The sequence below is a fragment of the Mycolicibacterium austroafricanum genome (assembly GCF_902705885.1).
Taxonomy (GTDB): domain Bacteria; phylum Actinomycetota; class Actinomycetes; order Mycobacteriales; family Mycobacteriaceae; genus Mycobacterium; species Mycobacterium vanbaalenii_A.
Genome location: NZ_CACSIP010000011.1, coordinates 66,870 through 88,792, shown reverse-complemented (window position 1 = coordinate 88,792; position 21,923 = coordinate 66,870). Strand labels below are relative to the sequence as shown.

The window sequence follows — 21,923 nt, the reverse complement described above, 5'->3', positions numbered from 1 at the left end:
GAAAGGATTCACTGATGCCGCCCTCTGATGCCACGATCCCTGCGGTGCTCGCCGACCGCGCACGGCAGCAGCCCGACGACATCGCGTACACCTTCGTCGACTACGAGGCCGACCCCGCCGGGGTGTCCGAGAGCCTGACCTGGTCCGAGGTGTACGAGCGCGCCCAGATCGTCGCGGAGAAGCTGGCGAAGGCCGGCTCCCCCGGGGACCGGGCGGTGATCCTGGCGCCTCAGAGCCTGGAGTACATCGTCGGCTTCCTCGGCGCCATCCAGGCCGGCTTCGTCGCGGTCCCGCTGTCGATGCCGCAGACGCGTCATCATGACGAGCGGGTCACCGGCGCGATGAAGGACTCGGAGCCGGTGGTGGTGCTGACCACTTCGGCCGTCGTCGACGACGTCCGCAGATACGGTCAGGCGGGCCCGGCGCAGCGGTCGCCCAAATTCATCGAGGTCGATTCGCTCGACTTCGACTCCCCGCCCAAGCCGGCACCGCAGGCGTCGCTCCCCAAGACGGCCTACCTGCAGTACACGTCGGGGTCGACGCGCAGCCCCGCCGGCGTGGTGGTCACCCACCGCAACGTCGTCGTCAACCTGGAGCAGTTGCTGGCCGACTACTACGAGGCCTACCCGGCCGGCGTGCCGGAGGACACCACGATCGTGTCGTGGCTGCCCTTCTATCACGACATGGGTCTGATCGTCGGCGTGTTCATCCCGATGGTGCTGGGTCGTCCGGCGGTGCTGATGAGCCCGATCGCGTTCATGCAGAAGCCGTCGCGCTGGATGCAACAGCTGGGTTCGAACACCAGCGCTTTCACCGCGGCCCCCAACTTCGCCTTCGAGCTGGCGGTCAAGCGGACCCGCGACGAGGACCTCGCGGACAAGGACCTCAGCGGCGTGGTGGTGATGATCAACGGCGCCGAGCGGGTGCACGGATCGACGGTCCGTCGCTTCAACGAACGGTTCGCCGCGTTCGGGCTCCCGGATTCGGCGATGCGCCCGTCCTATGGCCTGGCCGAGGCGACGGTGTACGTGGCGGCGTCGGCGGGAGGCCGTCCGCCCACCTCGGTGCGCTTCGACGTCGAGAAGCTGGCCGCCGGGCATGCGGAGCGGTGTGAAGATCCAGGTGCGTCCGGCACAGAGCTGATCGGGTGCGGCGCCGTGCGGTCGACGACGGCGCGGGTGGTCGATCCCGACACCTGCGTGGAGAATCCGGCGGGCAAGATCGGCGAGGTCTGGCTGCACGGTGACCATGTTGCCGCCGGTTACTGGCACAACCCGAAGCTGAGCGAGTTGTTCGCCGCCCAGCTGGGTGAGCCGACCGCGGGAACCCCGAAGGGTCCGTGGCTGCGCACCGGGGACCTCGGGGTGATGTTCGACGACGAGCTGTTCATCATCGGCCGAATCAAGGATCTGCTGATCGTCGACGGCCGCAACCACTATCCCGATGACATCGAGGCCACCGTCGCCGAGTTCACCGGGGGTCGGGTGGCGGCGATCTCGGTTCCCGACGACGCCACCGAGAAGCTGGTGGTGATCGCCGAGCTGAAGAAGCAGGTCGAACCAGAAGTGCTGGAATCGGTCAAGCAGCAGGTCACCTCGGCCATCTCGATGACCCACAGTGTCCGGCTCGCCGACCTCGCGTTGGTCGGGCCCGGTTCGCTTCCGTTGACGACCAGCGGCAAGGTTCGCCGCGCCGCATCTGTCGAGCTGTACCGCAACGACGGTTTCAGTCGTCTGGACGTCACTACATGACCTCTGCTTTCGACGAGGCTGCTGTTCGTCGTTGGTTGGTCGACTACCTGGTCACGAATAACGGCTGCAGTCCGGAGCACATCGACCGCGGAGCGTCGATGCACGACCTCGGGGTGGGGTCGCGGGACGCGGTGGTCCTCACCGGTGTGTTGTCGGAGTTTTTGGGACGCACCGTCTCCCCGGTGGATTTCTGGCAGTACCCGACGGTCGACGCGCTGGCCAAGTACCTGACGGGCGGCGAGGTCGAGCCCGTCGGGGACGCCGCCGACCAGGATCGCCCGGCCTCGATGGACGAACCGGTCGCCGTGATCGGCCTCGGTCTGCGCCTGCCCGGCGGTCCCGACCTCGACGGCAACATCGAAGGCCCGGACGCGTACTGGGACTTCCTCACCGAGGGGCGATCCTCGGTGCGCGAGGTTCCCGAGGACCGTTGGTCGTGGTTCGACGACGGCACACCCGAGGGCGCTGCCGCGCTGGCCGGTACCACCAAATGGGGTTCGTTCCTGCGTGACATCGACGCATTCGACGCGGAGTTCTTCGAGATCATCCCGCGGGAGGCCACCCGGATGGACCCGCAGCAGCGGCTGCTGCTGGAGGTCACCCACGAAGCACTGGAACATGCGGGCATCCCGATGGATGCGCTCGCCGAGAGCCGCACCGGCGTGTTCGCCGGAGCCAGTGCCGGCGATTACGCGCAGCTGGGTTCGACGGATCTGAGCGGGGTGGACGCCTGGTACGGCACCGGTGCCTCGATCAGCATCATCGCCAACCGGGTGTCCTACTTCTTCGATCTGCGCGGCCCCTCGGTGACCATCGACACGGCGTGCTCGTCGTCGCTGGTGGCCATTCACCTCGCCACGCAGAGCCTGCGCACCGGCGACTCCGACCTCGCCCTGGCCGCCGGCGTGAACCTGCTGCTCTCACCCGCAGGCACGCGCAGCCTGGACCAGGCCGAGGCGATGTCGCCGACCGGACAGTGCCATGCCTTCGACGCCGACGCAGACGGTTTCGTCCGCGGCGAGGGCTGCGGGGTCGCGGTGCTCAAGCGGCTTTCCGACGCTCAGCGTGATGGAGACCGGGTGCTGGCAGTGATCCGCGGGTCGGCGGTCAACCAGGACGGGCGCTCCAACGGTCTGATGGCGCCGAATCCGTCCGCGCAGATGGCGGTGCTGCGGGCGGCGTATTCGACGGCGGGGGTGAGCCCCCGGGAGGTCGACTACGTCGAGGCGCACGGGACCGGAACCCTGCTGGGGGACCCGATCGAGGCGCGCGCGCTCGGCACGGTGCTGGGTAAGGGCCGCCCAGCCGACGCCCCGTTGTTGATCGGCGCGGTCAAGTCCAACCTCGGTCACCTCGAGGCCGCGGCGGGCATCGCCGGCTTCGCCAAAGCCGTGCTGTCCCTGCAGCACAACAAGATCCCGGCGAACCTGGACTACCGGAACCCGAACCCGCACATCCCGTTCGACAAACTGCGGTTGAAGGTCGTCGACGAGCACACCGACTGGGCGCCGGCAGGCCGGCCGCGGCGGGCGGGGGTCTCCTCCTTCGGGTTCGGCGGCACCAACGCCCACGTGGTGATCGAGCAAGCGCCGGTGACGATTCCGTCGCCCGCGGCCGAGGCACCCGCGGTGACGACCCTCGTGGTGTCGGGCAAGACACCCGAACGCATCGCATCGCAGGCGGCGATGGTGGCCGACTGGATGACCGGCCCCGGCGCCGAGGCCTCGCTGAGCGACGTGGCGCACACCCTCAACCACCACCGCTCCCAGCACGGCGCGTTCGCCACCGTCGTCGCACGCGACACCGCGCAGGCGGTCGCCGGACTTCGGGCCCTGGCGGCCGGGCAGTCGGCCCCCGGCGTGGTTGGCGCAGCATCGGGCAGTCCCAAGCCGGGCACCGTGTTCGTCTACTCCGGGCAGGGCTCGCAGTGGGCCGGCATGGCGCGACGGCTGCTCACCGACGAGCCGGTGTTCGCCCAGGCGCTGGCCGACATCGAACCGGTGTTCGTCGAGCAGGTCGGCTTCTCGCTGCGCGACATCATCACCGGCGGGGAACCCGTCAGCGGCGACGCCCAGGTGCAACCGGTGCTGATGGGTCTTCAGCTGGCGCTGACCGAGTTGTGGCGTTCCTACGGAGTACATCCCGACGCGGTGATCGGCCACTCCATGGGCGAGGTCACCGCGGCCGTCGTCGCCGGAGCGCTCACCCTCGCCGACGGCCTCAAGGTGATCGCACAGCGATCCGCGATCATGTCCCGCCTCGCCGGGCAGGGCGCCGTGGCACTGCTCACCCTCGACGCCGACGCCGCCGTCGCCGCGATCGCCGACCACCCGAGCGTCGAGATCGCGGGTCATCTGTCGCCGCGACAGACCGTGGTCGCGGGCCTGCCCGGCCAGGTCGACGCCGTCATCGCCGCGGTCACGGCACAGAACACCTTCGCCCGCCGGGTCAACATGGTGGTCGCGTCGCACACCGCGCTGATGGACCCGGTGCTGCCGGACATCCGCGCCGCGCTGGCCGATGTGCGGCCGAGCATCCCCACGCTGCCGTTCCTGTCCACGGTCACCGATCCGGCGTCGTCGCCGGTACTGGACGCCGACTACTGGGTGGACAACGTGCGCAGGCCCGTCCGGTTCAGCCAGGCCATCACCGCCGCGGCGACAGATCACGGCACCTTCATCGAGGTCAGCCCGCACGCCGTGCTGGGTCAGCCGATCAGCGACACGCTGGCGGGGGAGCAGGGTCACCTGACGCTGGGCACGCTGGCGCGCGACACCGACGACACCGTCACGTTCCATGCCAACCTGAACGCCACCCACACCTCCCGCCCGCCACAGTCCCCGCTCGGCGCCGAACCGCACACCGTGCTGCCCGCCACCCCGTGGCACCGCACCCGGCACTGGGTGGACGTACGCCCGCTGCGCCGGGTCGGTGGTGGCCACGCCGGCGCGCTGCCGGCGGACAGCATCGTTCCACCCGAGTGGTTCTGTGAACTCACCTGGCCGGTCAAACCCCTCGTCGGGGCACCGGACCCGAACGTCGACCCCGTCGAGGGCCGCTGGCTGGTGATCGGCGACGACGTGGTGGCCGGCCAGCTGGCCACGCTGCTGGGGGAGCGCTCCTCGGTCACGACGTCGCCCGCGGCAGCGGAGCCGGTCGCGCTCGCCGAGGCCGTCACGAAGGCCACTCACGTGCTGTACGCGCCCCCGGTGAGCGACGACGACGAGCTGGGTTACCGCATCTTCGAGACGGGCCGCGTCGTCGCCTCGGCGGCCGCCGCGAGTGACCGGGGGCCGAAGCTGTTCCTGCTGACCCGCAACGCGCAGCCCACGGCCGAGGGGGACCGTGCCAACCCCGCGCACGCGGTGTTGTGGGGTCTGGGCCGCACACTGGCCCTGGAGCACCCGGAGATCTGGGGCGCGGTCGTCGACATCGACGAATCGGTGCCTGCGGTGGTCGCGGCCCGCTGGGTGTCTGCCGAGGCCCACGCCAGTGACGGTGAGGACCAGATCGTGTTCCGGGCGGGCACCCGCCGGGTGGCCCGACTGGTGCACGCGCTGCCGCCCGCCGCCGCGCCCGAGGCCGAAGCCCTCGATCCCGACGGCGCCCATCTGGTCATCGGCGCGACCGGCAACCTGGGCCCGCAGATCATCGAGCAGCTCGCGACGATGGGCGCGCGGACCGTCGTCGCGGTGTCCCGCAACCCGGGCACCCGGCTCGACGAGATCACCGCCCGGTTGGCGCCCCGCGGCACCACGGTCGTCGCCGCGGCCGCCGATGCCGCCGACGAGGCGTCGCTGCGGACGCTGTTCGACCGGTTCGGCACCGACCTGCCGCCGCTGGCGGGTATCTATCTCGCGGCGATGAGCGGCGGTCCGGTGACCCTGGCCGAGATGACGCACGACGACGTCCTCGCGATGTTCCGGCCGAAAATGGACGCGGCGGCGGCACTGCACAAGCTGTCCCTGGACCACCCGGTGCAGCAGTTCGTGCTGTTCTCGTCGATCTCCGGGGTGCTCGGCTCCCGCTGGCTGGCGCATTACGCCGCGACCACCACCTACCTGGACACCTTCGCCTACGCCCGGCGCGCCGCGGGGCTCCCCGGGTGCGCGATCAACTGGGGGTTGTGGAAGTCGCTGGCCGACGTCCAGACCGGGTTCGAGCGCCAGGCGACGGCGGAGTCGGGGCTGGAACCGATGGAGGACGCGGTGGCGATCACCGCGTTGCGGTCGTTTGTCGGGCCTCAGGCGCCGGCCCGGGCCACGGTCGTCGCCGCCGACTGGCCGAGGCTGGCCACGGCCTATCGCACCCGTGCGGAGCTGCACATACTCGACGACCTGCTCAACGACGAGACGGTCGACGGGTCCGTCGCGCTGTCGTCGGACACCACGTTCCGGAAGCAACTCCGGGAGTGTGAGCCCGAGCAGCGGATCGATCTGCTCGCCGATCATGTCAGCGCGCAGGTCGCGGCCGCGATGGGCCGGACCTCGGCACACACCATGGATCCGACGGTGGGGTTCTTCCAGTTCGGCATGGATTCGCTGATGAGTGTGACCCTGCAGCGGTCGCTGAGCGAGAGCCTCGGCGAGGTGCTCCCGGCCTCGGTGGTTTTCGACTATCCGACCATCGAAGCCCTCACCGATTATCTGGCGTCGATACTTCCTGAGATAATCGAGACCGCCGGTACCGACAACGGGGTCGCAACCGCCAGCAACGTCACGGAAGACGCCTACGACGACCTGGCCGAGGACGAACTCCTCGCCAGACTGTCCGAAAGATTGAGTTAGAGCGACATGACCCAAACATCGCCAGCATCGCCGGATCGCCGGGCGATCATCACCGAGGCACTGCGCAAGATCGACGATCTGAGCGCGCGGCTGGAGATCGCGGAGCAGGCGGAGACCGAGCCGATCGCCGTGGTCGGCATCGGTTGTCGGCTGCCCGGTGGTGTCGGCAACGCCGACGAGTTCTGGAAGTTGCTGTCCGACGGCGAAAGTGGTGTCGTTCGGGTGCCTGCCGACCGGTGGGACGCCGACGAGTTCTACTCGGCGGACCACACCGTGCCCGGCACCATCTGCAACCGCGAGGGCGGTTTCCTGACGTCGTGGCAGCCCGACGAGTTCGATGCGGAGTTCTTCTCCATCGCCCCGCGCGAGGCCGCCGCGATGGACCCTCAGCAGCGGCTGCTGCTGGAGGTGGCCTGGGAGGCGCTGGAGAACGCGGGCATCAACCCACGGACCCTCCGCGGGTCGGCGACCGGCGTGTTCGTCGGGCTGACCACCAACGACTACTACCACTCGGTGGTCGGCACCTTGCGTCCCGAGGACATCGACCCGTACATCCCGTTCGGCAACGCGCCCAACTTCGCGGCCGGCCGGCTGTCGTACTTCCTGGGGATCCGCGGGCCCGCGGTGGTCAGCGACACCGCCTGTTCGTCGTCGCTGGTGTCGATCCACCTGGCCTGCCAGAGCCTGCGCCGCCGGGAGAGTGACCACGCCCTGGCCGCCGGGGTCAACCTGATCCTGAGCCCGGAGAACAACATCGCGTGTTCGCGGTGGGGGATGCTGGCCCCCGACGGCCTGTGCAAGACCTTCGACGCCGACGCCGACGGCTACGTCCGCAGCGAGGGCTGCGGCGTCGTCGTGCTCAAGCGGCTGACCGACGCGCTGCGCGACGGGGACCGGGTGCTCGCGGTGGTCCGCGGTTCGGCCGTCAACCAGGACGGCGCCAGCAGCGGCCAGACCGTCCCCAACGGCCCGGCGCAGCAGGAGCTGATGCGCAAGGCGCTGGAGACGTCCCGGCTGGCGCCCGCCGACATCGACTACATCGAGGCGCACGGCACCGGCACCGCACTGGGCGACCCGATCGAGCTGGACGCGCTCGGCACCGTCTACGGGGACCGCCAGGAGTCGGCGCCCCTGGTGCTGGGTTCGGTAAAGACCAACCTGGGTCACCTGGAGTCCGCGGCCGGCGTCACCGGCTTCATCAAGACCGTGCTGAGCGTCCACCACGGCTTCATCCCGAAACAGCTGTACTTCAAGAAGCTGACCCCGCAAGCCGGTGAGGCGGCGTCGCGCTTCACCATCGCCGCGGAGCCACTCGAATGGCCGACCACCCCGGCGGGCCGGCCGCGCCGTGCGGCGGTGTCGTCGTTCGGCGTCAGCGGGACCAACGCCCACATCCTGCTCGAACAGGCGCCCGACGCCGAAGTGGTTGCAGCCGAACCGGAACCGCCGATCAGCACGCTGATCGTCAGCGGTAAGACCCCGGCCCGGATCGCGTCGCAGGCCGGCAGTCTGGCCGACTGGCTGCAGACACCCGCAGGCGCGGCCGCCGGCCTCGCGGACGTCGCGGAGACCCTGAACCACCGCCGGGCTCAGCACGCCAGGTTCGCCACCGTCGCGGCGTGCGACCGCGAACAGGCGATCGCCGGGCTGCGTGCCCTCGCCGGTGGCTATCCCGCCCCGGGCGTTGTCGGGCCCAACAACCCCTCCCTCGGGCCGGGCACCGTGTTCCTGTACTCGGGACAGGGCTCGCAGTGGGCCGGCATGGGCAGGCGACTGCTGGCCGACGAGCCGGCGTTCGCCGCGGCCGTGGACGAACTGGAACCCGACTTCGTCGCGCAGGTCGGCTTCTCGCTGCGCGACGTGCTGACCTCGGGAGAAACCGTGGTCGGCATCGACCGGATCCAGCCGGTGCTGGTGGGCGTCCAGCTCGCCCTGACCGCGCTGTGGCGGTCCTACGGTGTGACGCCCGACGCCGTGATCGGACATTCCATGGGCGAGGTGACCGCCGCGGTGGTCGGCGGGGCCCTGACCCCGGCGGACGGCCTCAAGGTGATCGCCACCCGGTCGCGGCTGATGAAGCGGCTGTCGGGGCAGGGCGCGATGGCCCTGCTCGAACTCGACGCCGCAGCCGCCGAGGAACTGATCGCCGAGCATCCCGGATTGACGGTGGCCGTGTACGCCTCGCCGCACCAGACGGTGATCGCCGGACCGCCAGAGCAGGTCGACGCCGCGATCGCAGTGGTGGATGCCCAGGACCGGCTGGCCCGACGGGTCGACGTCGACGTGGCCTCGCACCACCCGATCATCGATCCGATCCTCGACGACCTGCGCAGCGAGCTGGCGGGGCTGACGTCCAGGCAGCCCACGATCCCGATCATCGTCACCACCGACGAGCGGCCCACCGACGGGTCCTGCGTCTTCGACGCCGCCCACTGGGTGGCCAACCTGCGCAACCCGGTGCGGTTCGCACGCGCGGTGGCCACCGCGGGCGCCGACAACGCGACCTTCGTGGAGGTCAGCCCGCACCCGCTGCTCGGCTACGCGATCAAGGACACGCTGGCCGGCCTCGCCGGAGGCGAGAATCCGGACGCCACCTCCCATCTGAGCCTCGCCACCCTCCAGCGCGACGCCAACGACACCGTGGCGTTCCATACCAACCTGAACGCCACCCACACGGTGCGCCCGCCGAAGGTGCCGCACCGGCCCGGCCCGCGGGTCCAGCTGCCCGCAACGCCGTGGCACCACACCCACCACTGGATCCAGACCTCCAAGAAGCCGGAACCGGTGCAGCACAACGGCGCCGCAGTGTCCTCGACGCACCCGGACGGGGGTTTCCACAAGTGGTTCCACCGGCTGAGCTGGCCGGTACGCGAACTGGGTCTCGCCGGGGCCGACGGATCGTGGCTGGTGCTGTCCGACGAATCCGGCGCCGACCTCGCGGAGCTGCTCGGGCCGAAGTCGCGCTCGCTGCCGCTGTCGGTGCTCGCCGACGACGACTCGGCCGGCTCGGTACGCGCCGCGCTGACCGGGGTCGATCACGTGGTCTATGCACCGTCGACGCCCTCGGGACGCCTCGACGCGGCCGCCGGTTACCAGGTGTTCGGCGAGCTGCGCCGTCTGGTCGTCGCGCTGGCCGGTGCGGCACCCGCGCCCAGACTGTTCGTGGTCACCCGCAACGCCCAGCCGATCGCCGACGGTGACCGGGCCAACCCGGCGCACGCCGTGCTGTGGGGACAGGGACGCACGCTGGCGCTGGAGCATCCGGAGTTCTGGGGTGGCCTCGTCGACGTCGACGACACCGTTCCGCCGGAGCTCCTCGCGCAGTATCTGAAGGCCGAGGCGGCGGCCGAGGCCGACCAACCCGACGGTGACGATCAGGTGGTGTACCGCAGCGGGGAGCGGCGGGTGCCCCGTCTGCAGCCGCATCCGCTGCCGGCCGCCGCACTGACCAGGCTGGAGAGCGGTACCAGCCATATGGTGGTCGGGGCGACCGGCAACGTCGGGCCGTACCTGATCCGCCAACTCGCCGAGATGGGTGCCTCGACGGTGGTCGCGGTGTCCCGGCGCGGCACCGGGCTCGCCGAGCTGGCCGCCGAGCTCGCCGACAGTGGGACGACGCTGGTCGAGGTCGCCGCGGACGCCGCCGATGAGACCGCCATGGCCGCGGTGTTCGACCGATTCGGTGCCGACCTGCCGCCGCTGGACGGCGTCTACCTCGCGTCCCTGGCCGGCGGTGAGGCACTGCTCACCGAGATGACCGACGACGACGTGAACCCGATGTTCCGGTCCAAGATCGACGCCGCGGTGGTGCTGCACAAGCTGACGCTGAAAACGCCGGTCCGCCGGTTCGTGCTGTTCTCGTCCATCACCGGCTTGCTCGGCTCGCGGGCGGTCGCGCACTACACGGCCGCGAACGCGTTCGCCGACGCCTTCGGCTATGCGCGTCGGGCGCTGGGCCTGGCTGCCACGGTCGTCGACTGGGGGCTGTGGAAGTCGTGGTCGGACGCCCAGCCCCAGATGAAGGCCGCAGGCCTGGAACCGATGCCCAACGACGTCGCGATCCGGCTGCTGCCGGCGGTGCTCAGCCCCGACGCCGGGGTGCACACCGTGGTGGCCGGCGCCGACTGGGCCCGGCTGGCGGACGCCTACCGGATGCGTGCCGCGGTCAAGGTGCTCGATCATCTGGTCTGCGCACCTGGAGCTGACAGCGGCGACCTCGAGGCGCTGCCCACGCCGGCCTGGGGCACGGTGCTCGGCGAGCCGGTCACCGGCACCACCCACGATCATCTGTGGCGTGCCCGGCTGCTGCCCGACGCGCGTCCGTACCCGGTCGCTCACCGGGTCCGTGGTGTCGAGGTGGTGCCGGTTTCGGTTCTGCTGCAGACACTTTCGACAGCCGCGGCGCAGTTCGCCGATTCGAGCGTGGTCGGTGACGTGCGGTTCGAGTACCCGATCGTCGCCGACCAGCCGAAGGCCATCCACGTGGTGGCCGACGCGACCTCACTGTCGGTGTGGTCGAGCCCGGGTCCCGACAGCCCCGAGCAGCGCTGGACCAGGCACGCCGGCGCCGAGCTGAGCACGGCGCCGGGCGACACCCCGCAGGGTGATCAGAGCCCCGGGGCCGAGAAGTTCGACGGGGCCTCGATCGCTGCCCTGCAGCAGGCCTCTGGCGTGGAGGGCCAGCCGTTCACATGGACGGTCACCGGGTGCGCCACCACCGCGGCGGGGGTTCGCGCCGACGTGGAGCTGCCGGAGTCGGCGGAGTCAGCTGTGTCGCTGTCGGCGGCGCTGATCGACGCCGCGGTGCACGTCGCCCGGCTCGCCGACGCCGCGAACGACCAGCTGCTGCTGCCCGCCGGGGTCGAGAGCGTCGAGGTGGCCGCCGGGCTGACCGCCGGGCACGGCGTCGTCGAGGTGTACCGACGCGCCGGGGAGGCCGACGGGCTGGTCGTGGATGTTCTCGTCAAGGCCGCCGACGGTTCGACGAGCGTGGACATCCGCGGTCTCGCCTACACGGCGGTGGAGTCGGTATCCGCTCCGGCTGCTGACGAGACGACTTCGGCGACAACGGATGTTGTCGACTGGGCGTCGATGAGTCACAAGCAGACGGTGAGTGAGCTGCGGATGCGGCTGCGGGCGATCCTCGCCAGGGAACTCGGGATGCCGGAGGACGCCGTCGATTTCGACATGCCGTTCCCGGAGCTGGGGCTGGACTCGATGATGGCGATGAACCTGTTGCGTGACGCCAAGGCGCTGGTCCGCATCGACCTGTCGGCGACGATGTTGTGGAATCACCCGTCGATCTCGCAGATGTCGGAGTTCGTCGCCGAACTGCTGGCGCCGATGCAGCAGGCCGCCGAAGATTCCGAAGAAACAGAAGGATCCGAGGACAGCTCGGACTCCTTCAGTGTGCTCGACGAGTTGTTCGAAAGTATTGAATCCGAAGTCGATTCGGCCACGGCCGGTAGTGAGGGCGCTATCTGATGAAGACGACCTTCGACAGGATCTCGGGCATGACCGCCGAGCAGCGCGACAAGCTGGCGGAGCAGTTCGAGAAGGCGTCCCGCGTCGCGGGGGCCGAACCGATCGCCGTGGTCGGCATCGGCTGCCGCCTTCCCGGCGGGGTGACGGGGCCCGACAGCTACTGGGAACTGCTGGAGAGCGGCACCAACGCCGTCATCGAGGTCCCCGCCGACCGCTGGGACGGCGACGCCTACTACGACCCGGACCCGATGGCTCCGGGCCGGATGCCCACCAAATGGGGTGCCTACCTCGACGACATCACCGGTTTCGACGCCGAGTTCTTCGGCATCACGCCGCGGGAAGCCGCTGCGATGGACCCCCAGCAGCGGGTGCTGCTGGAGGTGGCCTGGGAGGCGCTCGACAACGCCGGCATCGCCACGAACCAGGTGCGTGAGCTGCGTGCCGCGGTCATGATGGGCGTCTACTACAACGAGTATCAGAGCTCGTCGGCCGGCAACCCCGACACCATCGACGCCTACTCGGCCACCGGCAACGCGCACAGCGTGACCGTCGGTCGGATCTCCTACCTGCTGGGCCTGAAGGGCCCGGCGGTGGCCGTCGACACCGCGTGCTCGTCGTCGCTGATCTCGATCCACCTGGCCTGCCAGAGCCTGCGGATGCGCGAAAGCGACCTGGCACTGGCCGGAGGGGTCAGCCTGAGCCTGCGTCCCGAGACCCAGTTGGCGCTCGCCAAGTGGGGCATGTTGTCGCCGCGCGGCGCCTGTCACGCATTCGATTCCCGCGCCGATGGTTTCGTTCGCGGCGAAGGGGCCGGCGTGGTCGTGCTCAAGCGGCTCACCGACGCCGTGCGGGACGGGGACCGGGTGCTGGCGGTGGTGCGGGGTTCGGCGGTCAACCAGGACGGCCGCTCCAACGGTCTCACCGCACCCAACGCGCCCTCGCAGCGCGATGTCATCAGCCGGGCCCTGCGCTCGGCCGACGTCCCCGCGGCGACGGTGAACTACGTCGAAACCCACGGCACCGGAACCGGTCTGGGCGATCCCATCGAGTTCGACGCGCTGGCCGCGGTGTACGGCAAGGGCGACGCGCCGTGTGCGCTCGGCGCGGTGAAGACCAACATGGGCCACCTCGAGGCCGCCGCGGGTATCGCGGGCTTCATCAAGACCGTGCTGACGCTGCAGCACGCAACGATCCCGCCGAACCTGCACTTCGAGAAGTGGAACCCGTCGATCGATCCTTCGGGCACCCGCCTGTTCGTGCCGACCGAACCCGCCGGGTGGCCGGCGGGCGAGAACCCGCGGCGCGCGGCGGTCTCCTCGTTCGGTATGGGCGGTACCAACGCCCACATCGTGCTGGAGCAGGGCCCCGACGTGGTGCCCGCCGCGCCGGCGTCAGCTCCGACGGTGACCACGCTCGTCGTGTCCGGAAAGACCCCGGCCCGGCTGGCGGCGTCCGCCAAGGCGCTGGCGGACTATCTGGAAAACGACGGCGCCGAGGTGCCGCTCGCCGACATCGCTTACACGGTGAATCATCACCGCAGCCGCTACAGCACCATCGCCACGGTGTGCGCCCGGGACCACGCCGACGCGGTCACCGGCCTGCGCGCGCTGGCCGCGGGTCAACCGGCCCCCGGTGTGGTCGCGGCGCACGACGCCAGAACGGGATCGGGGACGGTGTTCCTGTATTCCGGGCAGGGCGCGCAATGGGCCGGCATGGGCAAGACGCTGCTGGTGTCCGAGCCCCCCTTCGCCGCGGCCGTCGACGAGCTGGAACCCACGTTCGTCGACAAGGTCGGATTCTCACTGCGCCAGGTGCTGGAGGCCGGTGAGCCGGTCGTCGGGATCGACCGCATCCAGCCGGTGCTGGTCGGGATGCAACTGGCGCTCACCGCGCTGTGGCGGTCCTACGGCGTCGCACCCGACGCGGTGATCGGCCACTCGATGGGGGAGGTGACCGCCGCGGTGGTGGCGGGTGCGCTGACCCCTGCCGAGGGCCTGGACGTGATCGCCACCCGGACACGGCTGATGAAGCGGCTGTCGGGTCAGGGCGCGATGGCGCTGCTGGAGCTGGACGCGACGGCGGCCGAACGGCTGATCGCCGACCGCCCCGACGTCACGGTGGCGGTGTACGCCTCACCGAAGCAGTCGGTGATCGCGGGTCCGCCCGAGCAGGTCGACGAGCTCGTGGCGATGGTCGATGCGCAGGGCAAGCTGGCCCGTCGCATCGAGGTGGACGTGGCCTCGCACCACCCGACCATCGACCCGGTGCTGCCGGAGCTCCGCGACGCCCTGTCCTACCTGGCTCCGGCGGCGCCGAAGATCCCGCTGGTGTCCACCGTGGCGTACGCAGGTTCTGCGCCGCTGTACAGCGCGGACTACTGGGCGGCCAACCTGCGCAACCCGGTGCGGTTCAGCCAGGCGGTGCACGATGCCGCCGCTGACAACAGCAATTTCATCGAGATCAGCCCGCATCCATTGCTGACGCACGCCATCAGTGACACCTTGAGCGCACAGCCGACCAGCCGGACGTTCCACGTCGGTGCGACCGTCAACCGCGACCAGCCCGAGATGCTGGCATTCCACTCGCAGCTGGCCGCGGTGCGGCCACCGGCGGCGGCGGCTCCGGAAGGGACCGAGGGCCGGGTCGCCGATGTGCCGCCGACGGTGTGGCAGCACGAGCCGTACTGGATGGTGGACCGCTCGGCCGGACGCGAGTTCTCCGGTTCCCACCCGCTACTGGGGATGCATGTGGAGTTGCCGGCGGGCAACGGCCACGTCTGGCAGTCCGATGTGGGCCTGGACGCGCATCCCTGGCTGGCCGACCACATCGTGCACGGCCTGCCCGTAATGCCGGGCGCCGGTTTCGTCGAGATCGCGTTGGCTGCCGGCTGCGAGGCACTGGGCCTGCCCGCCACCGGTGTCGAGGTCGAGGTCGAGGTCGAGCAGATGCTTCCGCTCGATGAACACACCAGGCTCACCACGCAGATCGTCACCGATGAGGACGGCACTCAGCGTGTCGAGATCCACTCACGGTCCGAGGCAGGTACCTGGACCCGGCACGCCGTCGGCAAGGTCCGCGCTGCAGCCGAGCCGACCGCACCCGGCAGGATCACCGCAACGGCGGGGGAGGGCACGCCGGTCTCGCCGTCGGACTTCTACACCGCTCTGCGTCGCACCGGTGCGCATCACGCGCACGCGTTCGCCGCGCTGACCCGCATCGTGCGTGGCAGCGGGACCGCCGACACCGAGATCGTGTTGCCCGACGAGGCGACACCGCACCGGGGCATCGTGTTGCACCCGGTCCTGCTGGACGCCGCACTGCAGGGGCTGGCCGCCGCGATGGGAGACGAGGTTCTCGCCGACGCCACCGATGTCACGTACCTGCCCGTGGGCTTCGGGTCCATCCGGGTGTTCGGCGACATCGGCCGACGGGCCAAGTGCCGTGCCGAACTCGTCGGTGTCGCCGAGGACAGCGGTGACGCGACGGGCCGGGTGACCATCACCGACGACACCGGCGCCGTGCTGGCCCGCGTCGACGGTGTGCACCTCAAACGCATTCAGCGGCGCACCGTGCCGCTGCCGTTGTCGCAGAAGATTTTCGACACCAGATGGGTCGAGTCACCCGTCAGCCCGGCGGGCTCGCAGACCGGCAGCTGGCTGATCCTGGCGGACGGCGCGGCAGCGATGACCACCGCGCAGGAGTTCGCGAATCGGTTCGGCGGCCCGACCCGTCGGGTGATGACCGCCGACCTCGGCGACGAATCCGCAGTGCGGGACGCATTCGCCGCGGCGACCGCGGATCCGGATCTGCCGCCGGCCGGCGTGATCGTGATGGTCGACCAACCCGAGTTCGACGGCACCGATGCAACGGGCGGCCTGACGCATGCGCGCGACCTCATCTGGGGGATCGCGGGCACGGTGCGCGCGATCGTCGGCAGCTGGCACGGCAGGCCACCGCGGCTCTGGCTGGTCGGCCGGGGCGGCCTGGTCGTCGGGCAGAGCCCGGAAACGCCTGCGGTTGCGGGCAATCCGGGAATCGGCAGCCTCAAGGGGCTGGTCCGGGTGCTCGCCTACGAGCACCCGGATCTGCGCGCGACACTGCTCGATGTCAGCGAAGACGCCGGTGCTCCGGACCTCGTCGAGACGCTCGCGACCGAGCTCGACAGCGACGGCGACGGCGCCCACACCGAAGACGTCATCGCCTGGCGTGGCGGTACCCGTTACGTCGAGCGGCTCTCCCGCGCCACCCTTCCCGCCGCCACGGGGGATGTGGTGGTCCGCGGTGACGGTTCCTACATCGTCACCGGCGCGCTCGGCGGGGTCGGCATGGCAGTGGTGCGGTGGCTGGTCGACCGCGGGGCGGGACGCGTGGTCCTCAACGGCCGGGGCGCCCCGTCGGACGAGGTGCAGGCCGACCTCGACCGGCTCGCGGAGCGCACCCAGATCGTCACCGTGCTCGGTGACGTCGCGCAGCCCGGCGTCGCCGAGCGGCTGGTCGCCGCAGCGGAAGACACCGGGATGGCGCTGCGCGGTCTGATCCACTCGGCGGCGGTTCTCGACGACGAGCTCGTCGTCGGCCTGACCCGCGAGAGCCTGGACCGCATCTGGGTTCCGAAGGTCACCGGCGCACTGCGGCTGCACGAGGTCACCGCCGGCGCCGACCTCGACTGGTGGGTCGGGTTCTCCTCGGTCGCGTCCCTGCTCGGTTCACCCGGCCAGGCGGCGTACGCCTGCGCGAACGCCTGGCTCGACGCACTGGTCGAATGGCGCAGGGCGGCCGGACTGCCCGGGGCCGCGATCAACTGGGGTCAGTGGGCCGAGGTGGGTCTGGCCAGCTCGCTGCGCTTCTCCGTCCTGGATCCGATAACCCCCGACGAGGGGGTCGACGCACTGGGTGGGGTGCTGGCCGCAGGCTTCTCGCGGGTCGGCGTCGCCCGGTTGCGGTTGGACCGGGCAGCGGCGGCGTTCCCCGAGATCCACCAGATCGGTTTCTTCGCCGACCTCGCAGGCGCGCTCGGCGGCGACGACGACGACGAGGACTGGGGCGGGGCCGAGGCGCTCAAGGAGATGGACGCCGCGGAGATCAACCGCGTCGTGCTGGCCCGGCTGCGCCGGCGCATCTCGGCGGTCATGGGCTATTCGGACGACAGTGCCGTCGACACCGGCCGGCCGCTCACCGAGATGGGGTTGGACTCGCTGATGGCGGTGCGGATGCGCAACACCATCCGCGGGGACTTCGGGGTGGAGCCGCCGGTCGCCCTGCTGCTGCAGGGTGCCTCGCTGACCGATGTGGCGCTCGACTTGATCCGTCAGCTCGGGCTTGCCGAAGAAGACAGCTCCGAACGCCCCAACGCCCTGCGTGATCGGGCACAGCAGCGTGCCGCAGCACGTCAACGAGCCGCATCGCGGCGGAAAGTGGGACCACGATCGTGACCAGCAGTACAGGGAATTCGCCGGCCGGGGACATCCCCGACAACGCGATTGCCGTCATCGGCATGGCCGGAAGGTTCCCGGGCGCGGACTCCGTGTCGGCATTCTGGCGCAACCTGCGCAGCGGGGTGGAATCGATCGTCGACCTCTCCGAGGACGACCTGCTCGCCGCCGGTGTCACCGAGCGTTCGCTGGCCAATCGGTCCTACGTACGCCGTGCGGCGTTGCTGTCCGGCATCGAGGAGTTCGACGCGGACTTCTTCGGTTTCACCCCGTACGCCGCCCGCACCCTCGATCCCCAGCACCGGCTGTTCCTGCAGTCGATCTACCACGCGCTCGAGGACTCCGGATACGACCCGGCTGAACTCGAGGCCACCGTGGGCGTGTTCGGGACCAGTTCCACGAGCGGCTATCTTCTGCACAACCTGATGTCGAACTACGACCCGATGATGGTGATCGGGCAGGGCGCCAGCTTCGAGATGGTGAACCTGTCGCTGTCCAACGACAAGGACCACCTGGCGACCCGGGTCGCCCACCAGTTCAACTTCAGGGGACCCGCGCTGTCGGTGGCGACGGCGTGTTCGTCGTCGCTGGTGGCCGTGCACCTGGCATGCCAGTCGATCCTCAACGGCGAGTGCGACATCGCGCTCGCCGGTGGCTCGTCGCTGCGGATCCCGCACCGGGTCGGCTACTGGTACGAACAGGGCACGATGGTGTCGCCGACAGGGCACTGCCGTCCGTTCGACGTCCGCTCCGACGGCACCATCTTCGGCAGCGGGGTCGGCGTCGTCGTGCTCAAGGCGTTGCAGGACGCACTCGACGACGGTGACCGCATCCATGCGGTGATCCGCGGCTCGGCGCTGAACAACGACGGTTCGACCAAGATGACCTACGCCGCGCCGAACGCGATGGGCCAGGCCGAGGTGATCGCCGAGGCGCACGCGGTCGCCGGGGTCGACGCATCGTCGATCAGCTACATCGAGACCCACGGCACCGGCACCCCGCTGGGCGACCCGATCGAGATCGAAGGGTTGCGCCAGGCTTTTGACCTTTCCGAGGAAACCCGCAGCGGCCCTTGCTATCTCGGTTCCGTCAAGTCGAACATCGGCCACCTCGAGACCGCCGCCGGCATCGCCGGCCTGATCAAGGCGATCCTGTGCCTGGAGCACCGGGCGATCCCGGCGACCCTGCACTACACCAGCCCGAACCCCGAACTGCACGTCGACCGCGGGCCCTTCCGGGTGCGCGGTGCGGACGGGCCGTGGGAGGCGGACGGGATCCGGCGTGCCGGTGTCAGCTCGTTCGGTGTCGGCGGCACCAACGCGCACATCGTGCTGGAGGAAGCGCCGACGGCGTCCGACCGGGTGCCGGCCGCCTCGCCCTCGCGCCCCCAGGTGCTGGTGCTGTCCGCCAAGACCCAAGAGTCGCTCGCCCAGGCACGGGCAGCCCTGGCCGACGAACTGGCAGCGACCTCGGAGGCCGACGGATTCCGCCTTCCCGACGCCGCCTACACGCTCGCCCGGCGGCGTAAGGAGCCGATCAGGCTCGCCGCGGTGGTGCACGATCAGCAGGACGCGACGGCGGTGCTCGGCGCCGCCGAGACCGACAACGTCTTCATCGGCACGGGGGAGGCCGACTGGGACACCTCCGAGACCGCCGGGGACAGGGTCGCATTCCTGTTCCCCGGCCAGGGAGCCCAACACATCGGGATGGCCCGGGGTCTGCACGACAGCGAACCGGTCTTCGCCCGTCACTTCGACGAGTGCGCAACAGCTTTCAGTGACGAGATGGGTTATGACCTGCGCGCGGAGATCTTCGACGGGGTGGGTCGCAACCTCGAGCACACCGACCGCGCCCAGCCGGCGCTGTTCACCGTCGAGTACGCGCTGGCCAAGCTGATCCAGTCCTACGGCGTGCAACCGTCGATCATGGCCGGACACAGCATCGGTGAGTACCCGGCCGCCACCCTGGCCGGCGTCTTCGATCTGGACACCGCGGTCAAGGTGGTGTCGATGCGGGCCCGCCTGATGCACGCCGCGCCGCGCGGCGTCATGGTCGCGGTCCCGCTGAGCCCGGAGGCGATCGCCGAACATCTCACCGCGGACGTCGATCTGGCCACGATCAACGACCCGGGCAGCAGTGTGGTGGCCGGCAGCGAGGACGCCATCCGCACATTCCAGGCAGCCCTGGCCGAGAAGGGCATCGTCGCCCGCCGGGTCCGCACGTCACACGCGTTCCATTCGCGGCTGATGGATCCGGTGGTCGGTGAGTTCACCGCATTCCTGTCCCGGATGACGCTGCGGGAACCGCAGATTCCGTTGCTGTCGAACATCACCGGCACCACCATGTCGGCTGCCGAGGCGACCAACCCGGGCACCTGGGCACGCCAGATCCGGGCCACGGTGCGGTTCGCCGACGAACTGGACATGCTGTTGGCCGATCCGGATCGGGTCCTGGTGGAGGTCGGCCCCGGCGGCACGTTGACGTCCTCGGCGGGTCGGCACCCGCGATGGTCGCAACGGCACCGCGCCGTGCGGCTGATGCGTCACCAGGCGCAGAACCGCAGCGACCACGACACCTTCCTGCTGGCGCTCGGTCAGCTCTGGGCGGCAGGCGTCGACGTCGATCTGAACCCCGGCCAGGGATCCGACGAGAACCCGACGCTGGTGACGCTGCCGGGTTACCCCTTCCAGAAGCAGCGCCACTGGGTGGAGCACAACGCCGGCGCGGCGTGGCTGACCGGAGGCGCGGGTGCCACCGGCATCGCCGACGCGGGCACCGCCACCGGGGCGCCACCGGCGACGGCGGGCGGCAAGTCGCAGGTGGAAACGGCGATGCTGCGCATCTGGTCGCAGTGCCTCGGTCTGTCCGACATCGACCGCAACGCCAACTTCTTCGAACTGGGTGGAGATTCGCTGATCGCGATCAGCGTCGCGATGACCGCCGGCCATGAAGGCCTCGACCTCACCCCGCAGGATCTCTACGAGAACCAGACGGTGGCGTCACTGGCCAAGGTGCTGACGGCCCGCTACGCCGAGGGCGGGCTGGCCCGCCAGAGCCTCGACGATGCCGTCCATCCGCCCGTCCCACCGAACGTGGCCTACTTCCTCGAGCACGGCCTGCGCGATGTGGGCCGCTGGCGGACCCCGGTGATCCTGCATCTGCGCTCAGACGTCACCGAGGACGACGTGCGGGCGGTGCTCACCGCCCTCACCGGTGTCCACGACGCGCTGCGGGTGCACCTCGTGGAGCGTGCCGGCACGTGGGACCAGCACATCGCAGAGCCGGGCGAGTTCACCGAGCTGGTGACCCGGCAGCTGCCCGACGGTGTCTCGTCGGGCAGTCCGCAGGAACGCGAGGCGGTGCAGGCGATCCTGGACGAGCAACTCCGCGAGCACCAGCTGTTGAGTTCACCGCTGACGGCGACGTTCATCCGCGGCACCGGCGGCGGGTCGTCCTACCTGACGCTGGGGGTACACGGCATCGCCGGCGATGACGTCTCGCGTGACGTGCTGATCACCGACATCTTCACCGCGTTCAACCAGCGGATGTCGGGCGAGGAGATCGTCCTGGCGCCGGTGCCCGCCTCGTGGCGGGAATGGTCACAGCGCTGCGCCGCACTGGCCAGCCATCCCGCCGTGCTGGACAGCCGCGACTACTGGCTCGAGGTTGCCGCGAAACCGTCGTTGCGAGTGGCCGGCCCCGAAGCCGCCGAACCGCCCGGCACCGACGACCTGGTGCGGTTCTCGTCACCGCTGTCGGCTGCCGACACCGGTGAGGTCGACGACGCACGCCGCCGGCTTCGGCTGCCGATCGAGGAGATCCTGCTCGGTGCGCTGGGACGCACGTTCGCGACTGTGATCGGCGAAGGCACCGTCGCCGTCGATCTCGGTGGCCGGGGACGGTCGGTGCTCAAGCCGGACGTCGATCTGCAGCGCACCGCCGGCTGGTTCACCACCATCCACCCGGTCGCACTGACCTGCGCATCGACCGAGCAGACCAGCGCGACGCAGCTGCTCGAGGACGTTCGGGACACGTTGAAGGCGGTACCGCATTACGGGATCGGATACGGCCTGTTGCGGTACATGTATGCCCCCACCGCCCGCGTGCTCGGTGCCCACCGTCCCGCCGACATCCTGTTCTCGCACATCGGGACCATCCCCGACGCACCGGCCGACCAGCCCGAGGACGCACCTGTGCGATTCGACTCGGACACGGCGATGCCGATCCGCGACGTGCTGCCCGGCCTCGGCCACGCCCTGGAGCTGCGTGTCTTCCGCGTCGCCGGGGTGCTGCACCTGGACTGGTGGTACGACAGTCGCCGACTCGGACCCACCGATGTGGAATCCTTTGCCCGTCAGTACTCGTCGGCGCTGCTGGACATCGTCCGGGCCGCGCTGGCCGAGGAGGACGCCGATTCGGCAGACGGCGAGTTGGCTCTGGTCGACCTTTCGTGATGGGAACCGGGCGTG

The 21,923-nt window shown here is 70.2% G+C and carries 5 protein-coding genes; all 5 read left to right on the top strand.

Features of this window, described 5'->3' with window-relative positions:
* Window positions 1–14 precede the first annotated feature (14 nt).
* The 5 genes from BEMPMBAN_RS08625 to BEMPMBAN_RS08605 are packed head-to-tail and all read left to right on the top strand — an operon-like array spanning window position 15 to window position 21,908.
* Window positions 15–1,751 carry an AMP-binding protein gene (locus tag BEMPMBAN_RS08625; RefSeq protein ID WP_200845920.1) on the top strand — a complete coding sequence of 579 codons (1,737 nt, stop codon included), beginning with the start codon at window positions 15–17 and terminating at the stop codon, window positions 1,749–1,751.
* Window positions 1,748–6,538 carry a type I polyketide synthase gene (locus tag BEMPMBAN_RS08620; RefSeq protein ID WP_159229948.1) on the top strand — a complete coding sequence of 1,597 codons (4,791 nt, stop codon included), beginning with the start codon at window positions 1,748–1,750 and terminating at the stop codon, window positions 6,536–6,538. Before BEMPMBAN_RS08625 ends, BEMPMBAN_RS08620 begins: the two co-directional genes overlap by 4 nt.
* A gap of 6 nt (window positions 6,539–6,544) precedes the next feature.
* Complete coding sequence (locus BEMPMBAN_RS08615) at window positions 6,545–12,022, top strand: type I polyketide synthase (RefSeq protein WP_159229947.1); 5,478 nt, start codon at window positions 6,545–6,547, stop codon at window positions 12,020–12,022.
* On the top strand, window positions 12,022–17,454 hold the full coding sequence (locus BEMPMBAN_RS08610) for a type I polyketide synthase (protein ID WP_159229946.1): 5,433 nt from the start codon (window positions 12,022–12,024) through the stop codon (window positions 17,452–17,454). Before BEMPMBAN_RS08615 ends, BEMPMBAN_RS08610 begins: the two co-directional genes overlap by 1 nt.
* A complete protein-coding gene (locus BEMPMBAN_RS08605) occupies window positions 17,448–21,908 on the top strand; it encodes a beta-ketoacyl synthase N-terminal-like domain-containing protein (RefSeq protein WP_425294952.1) in 4,461 nt (1,486 codons plus the stop codon). The genes BEMPMBAN_RS08610 and BEMPMBAN_RS08605 overlap by 7 nt, the downstream gene beginning before the upstream one ends.
* Window positions 21,909–21,923: the final 15 nt, after the last annotated feature.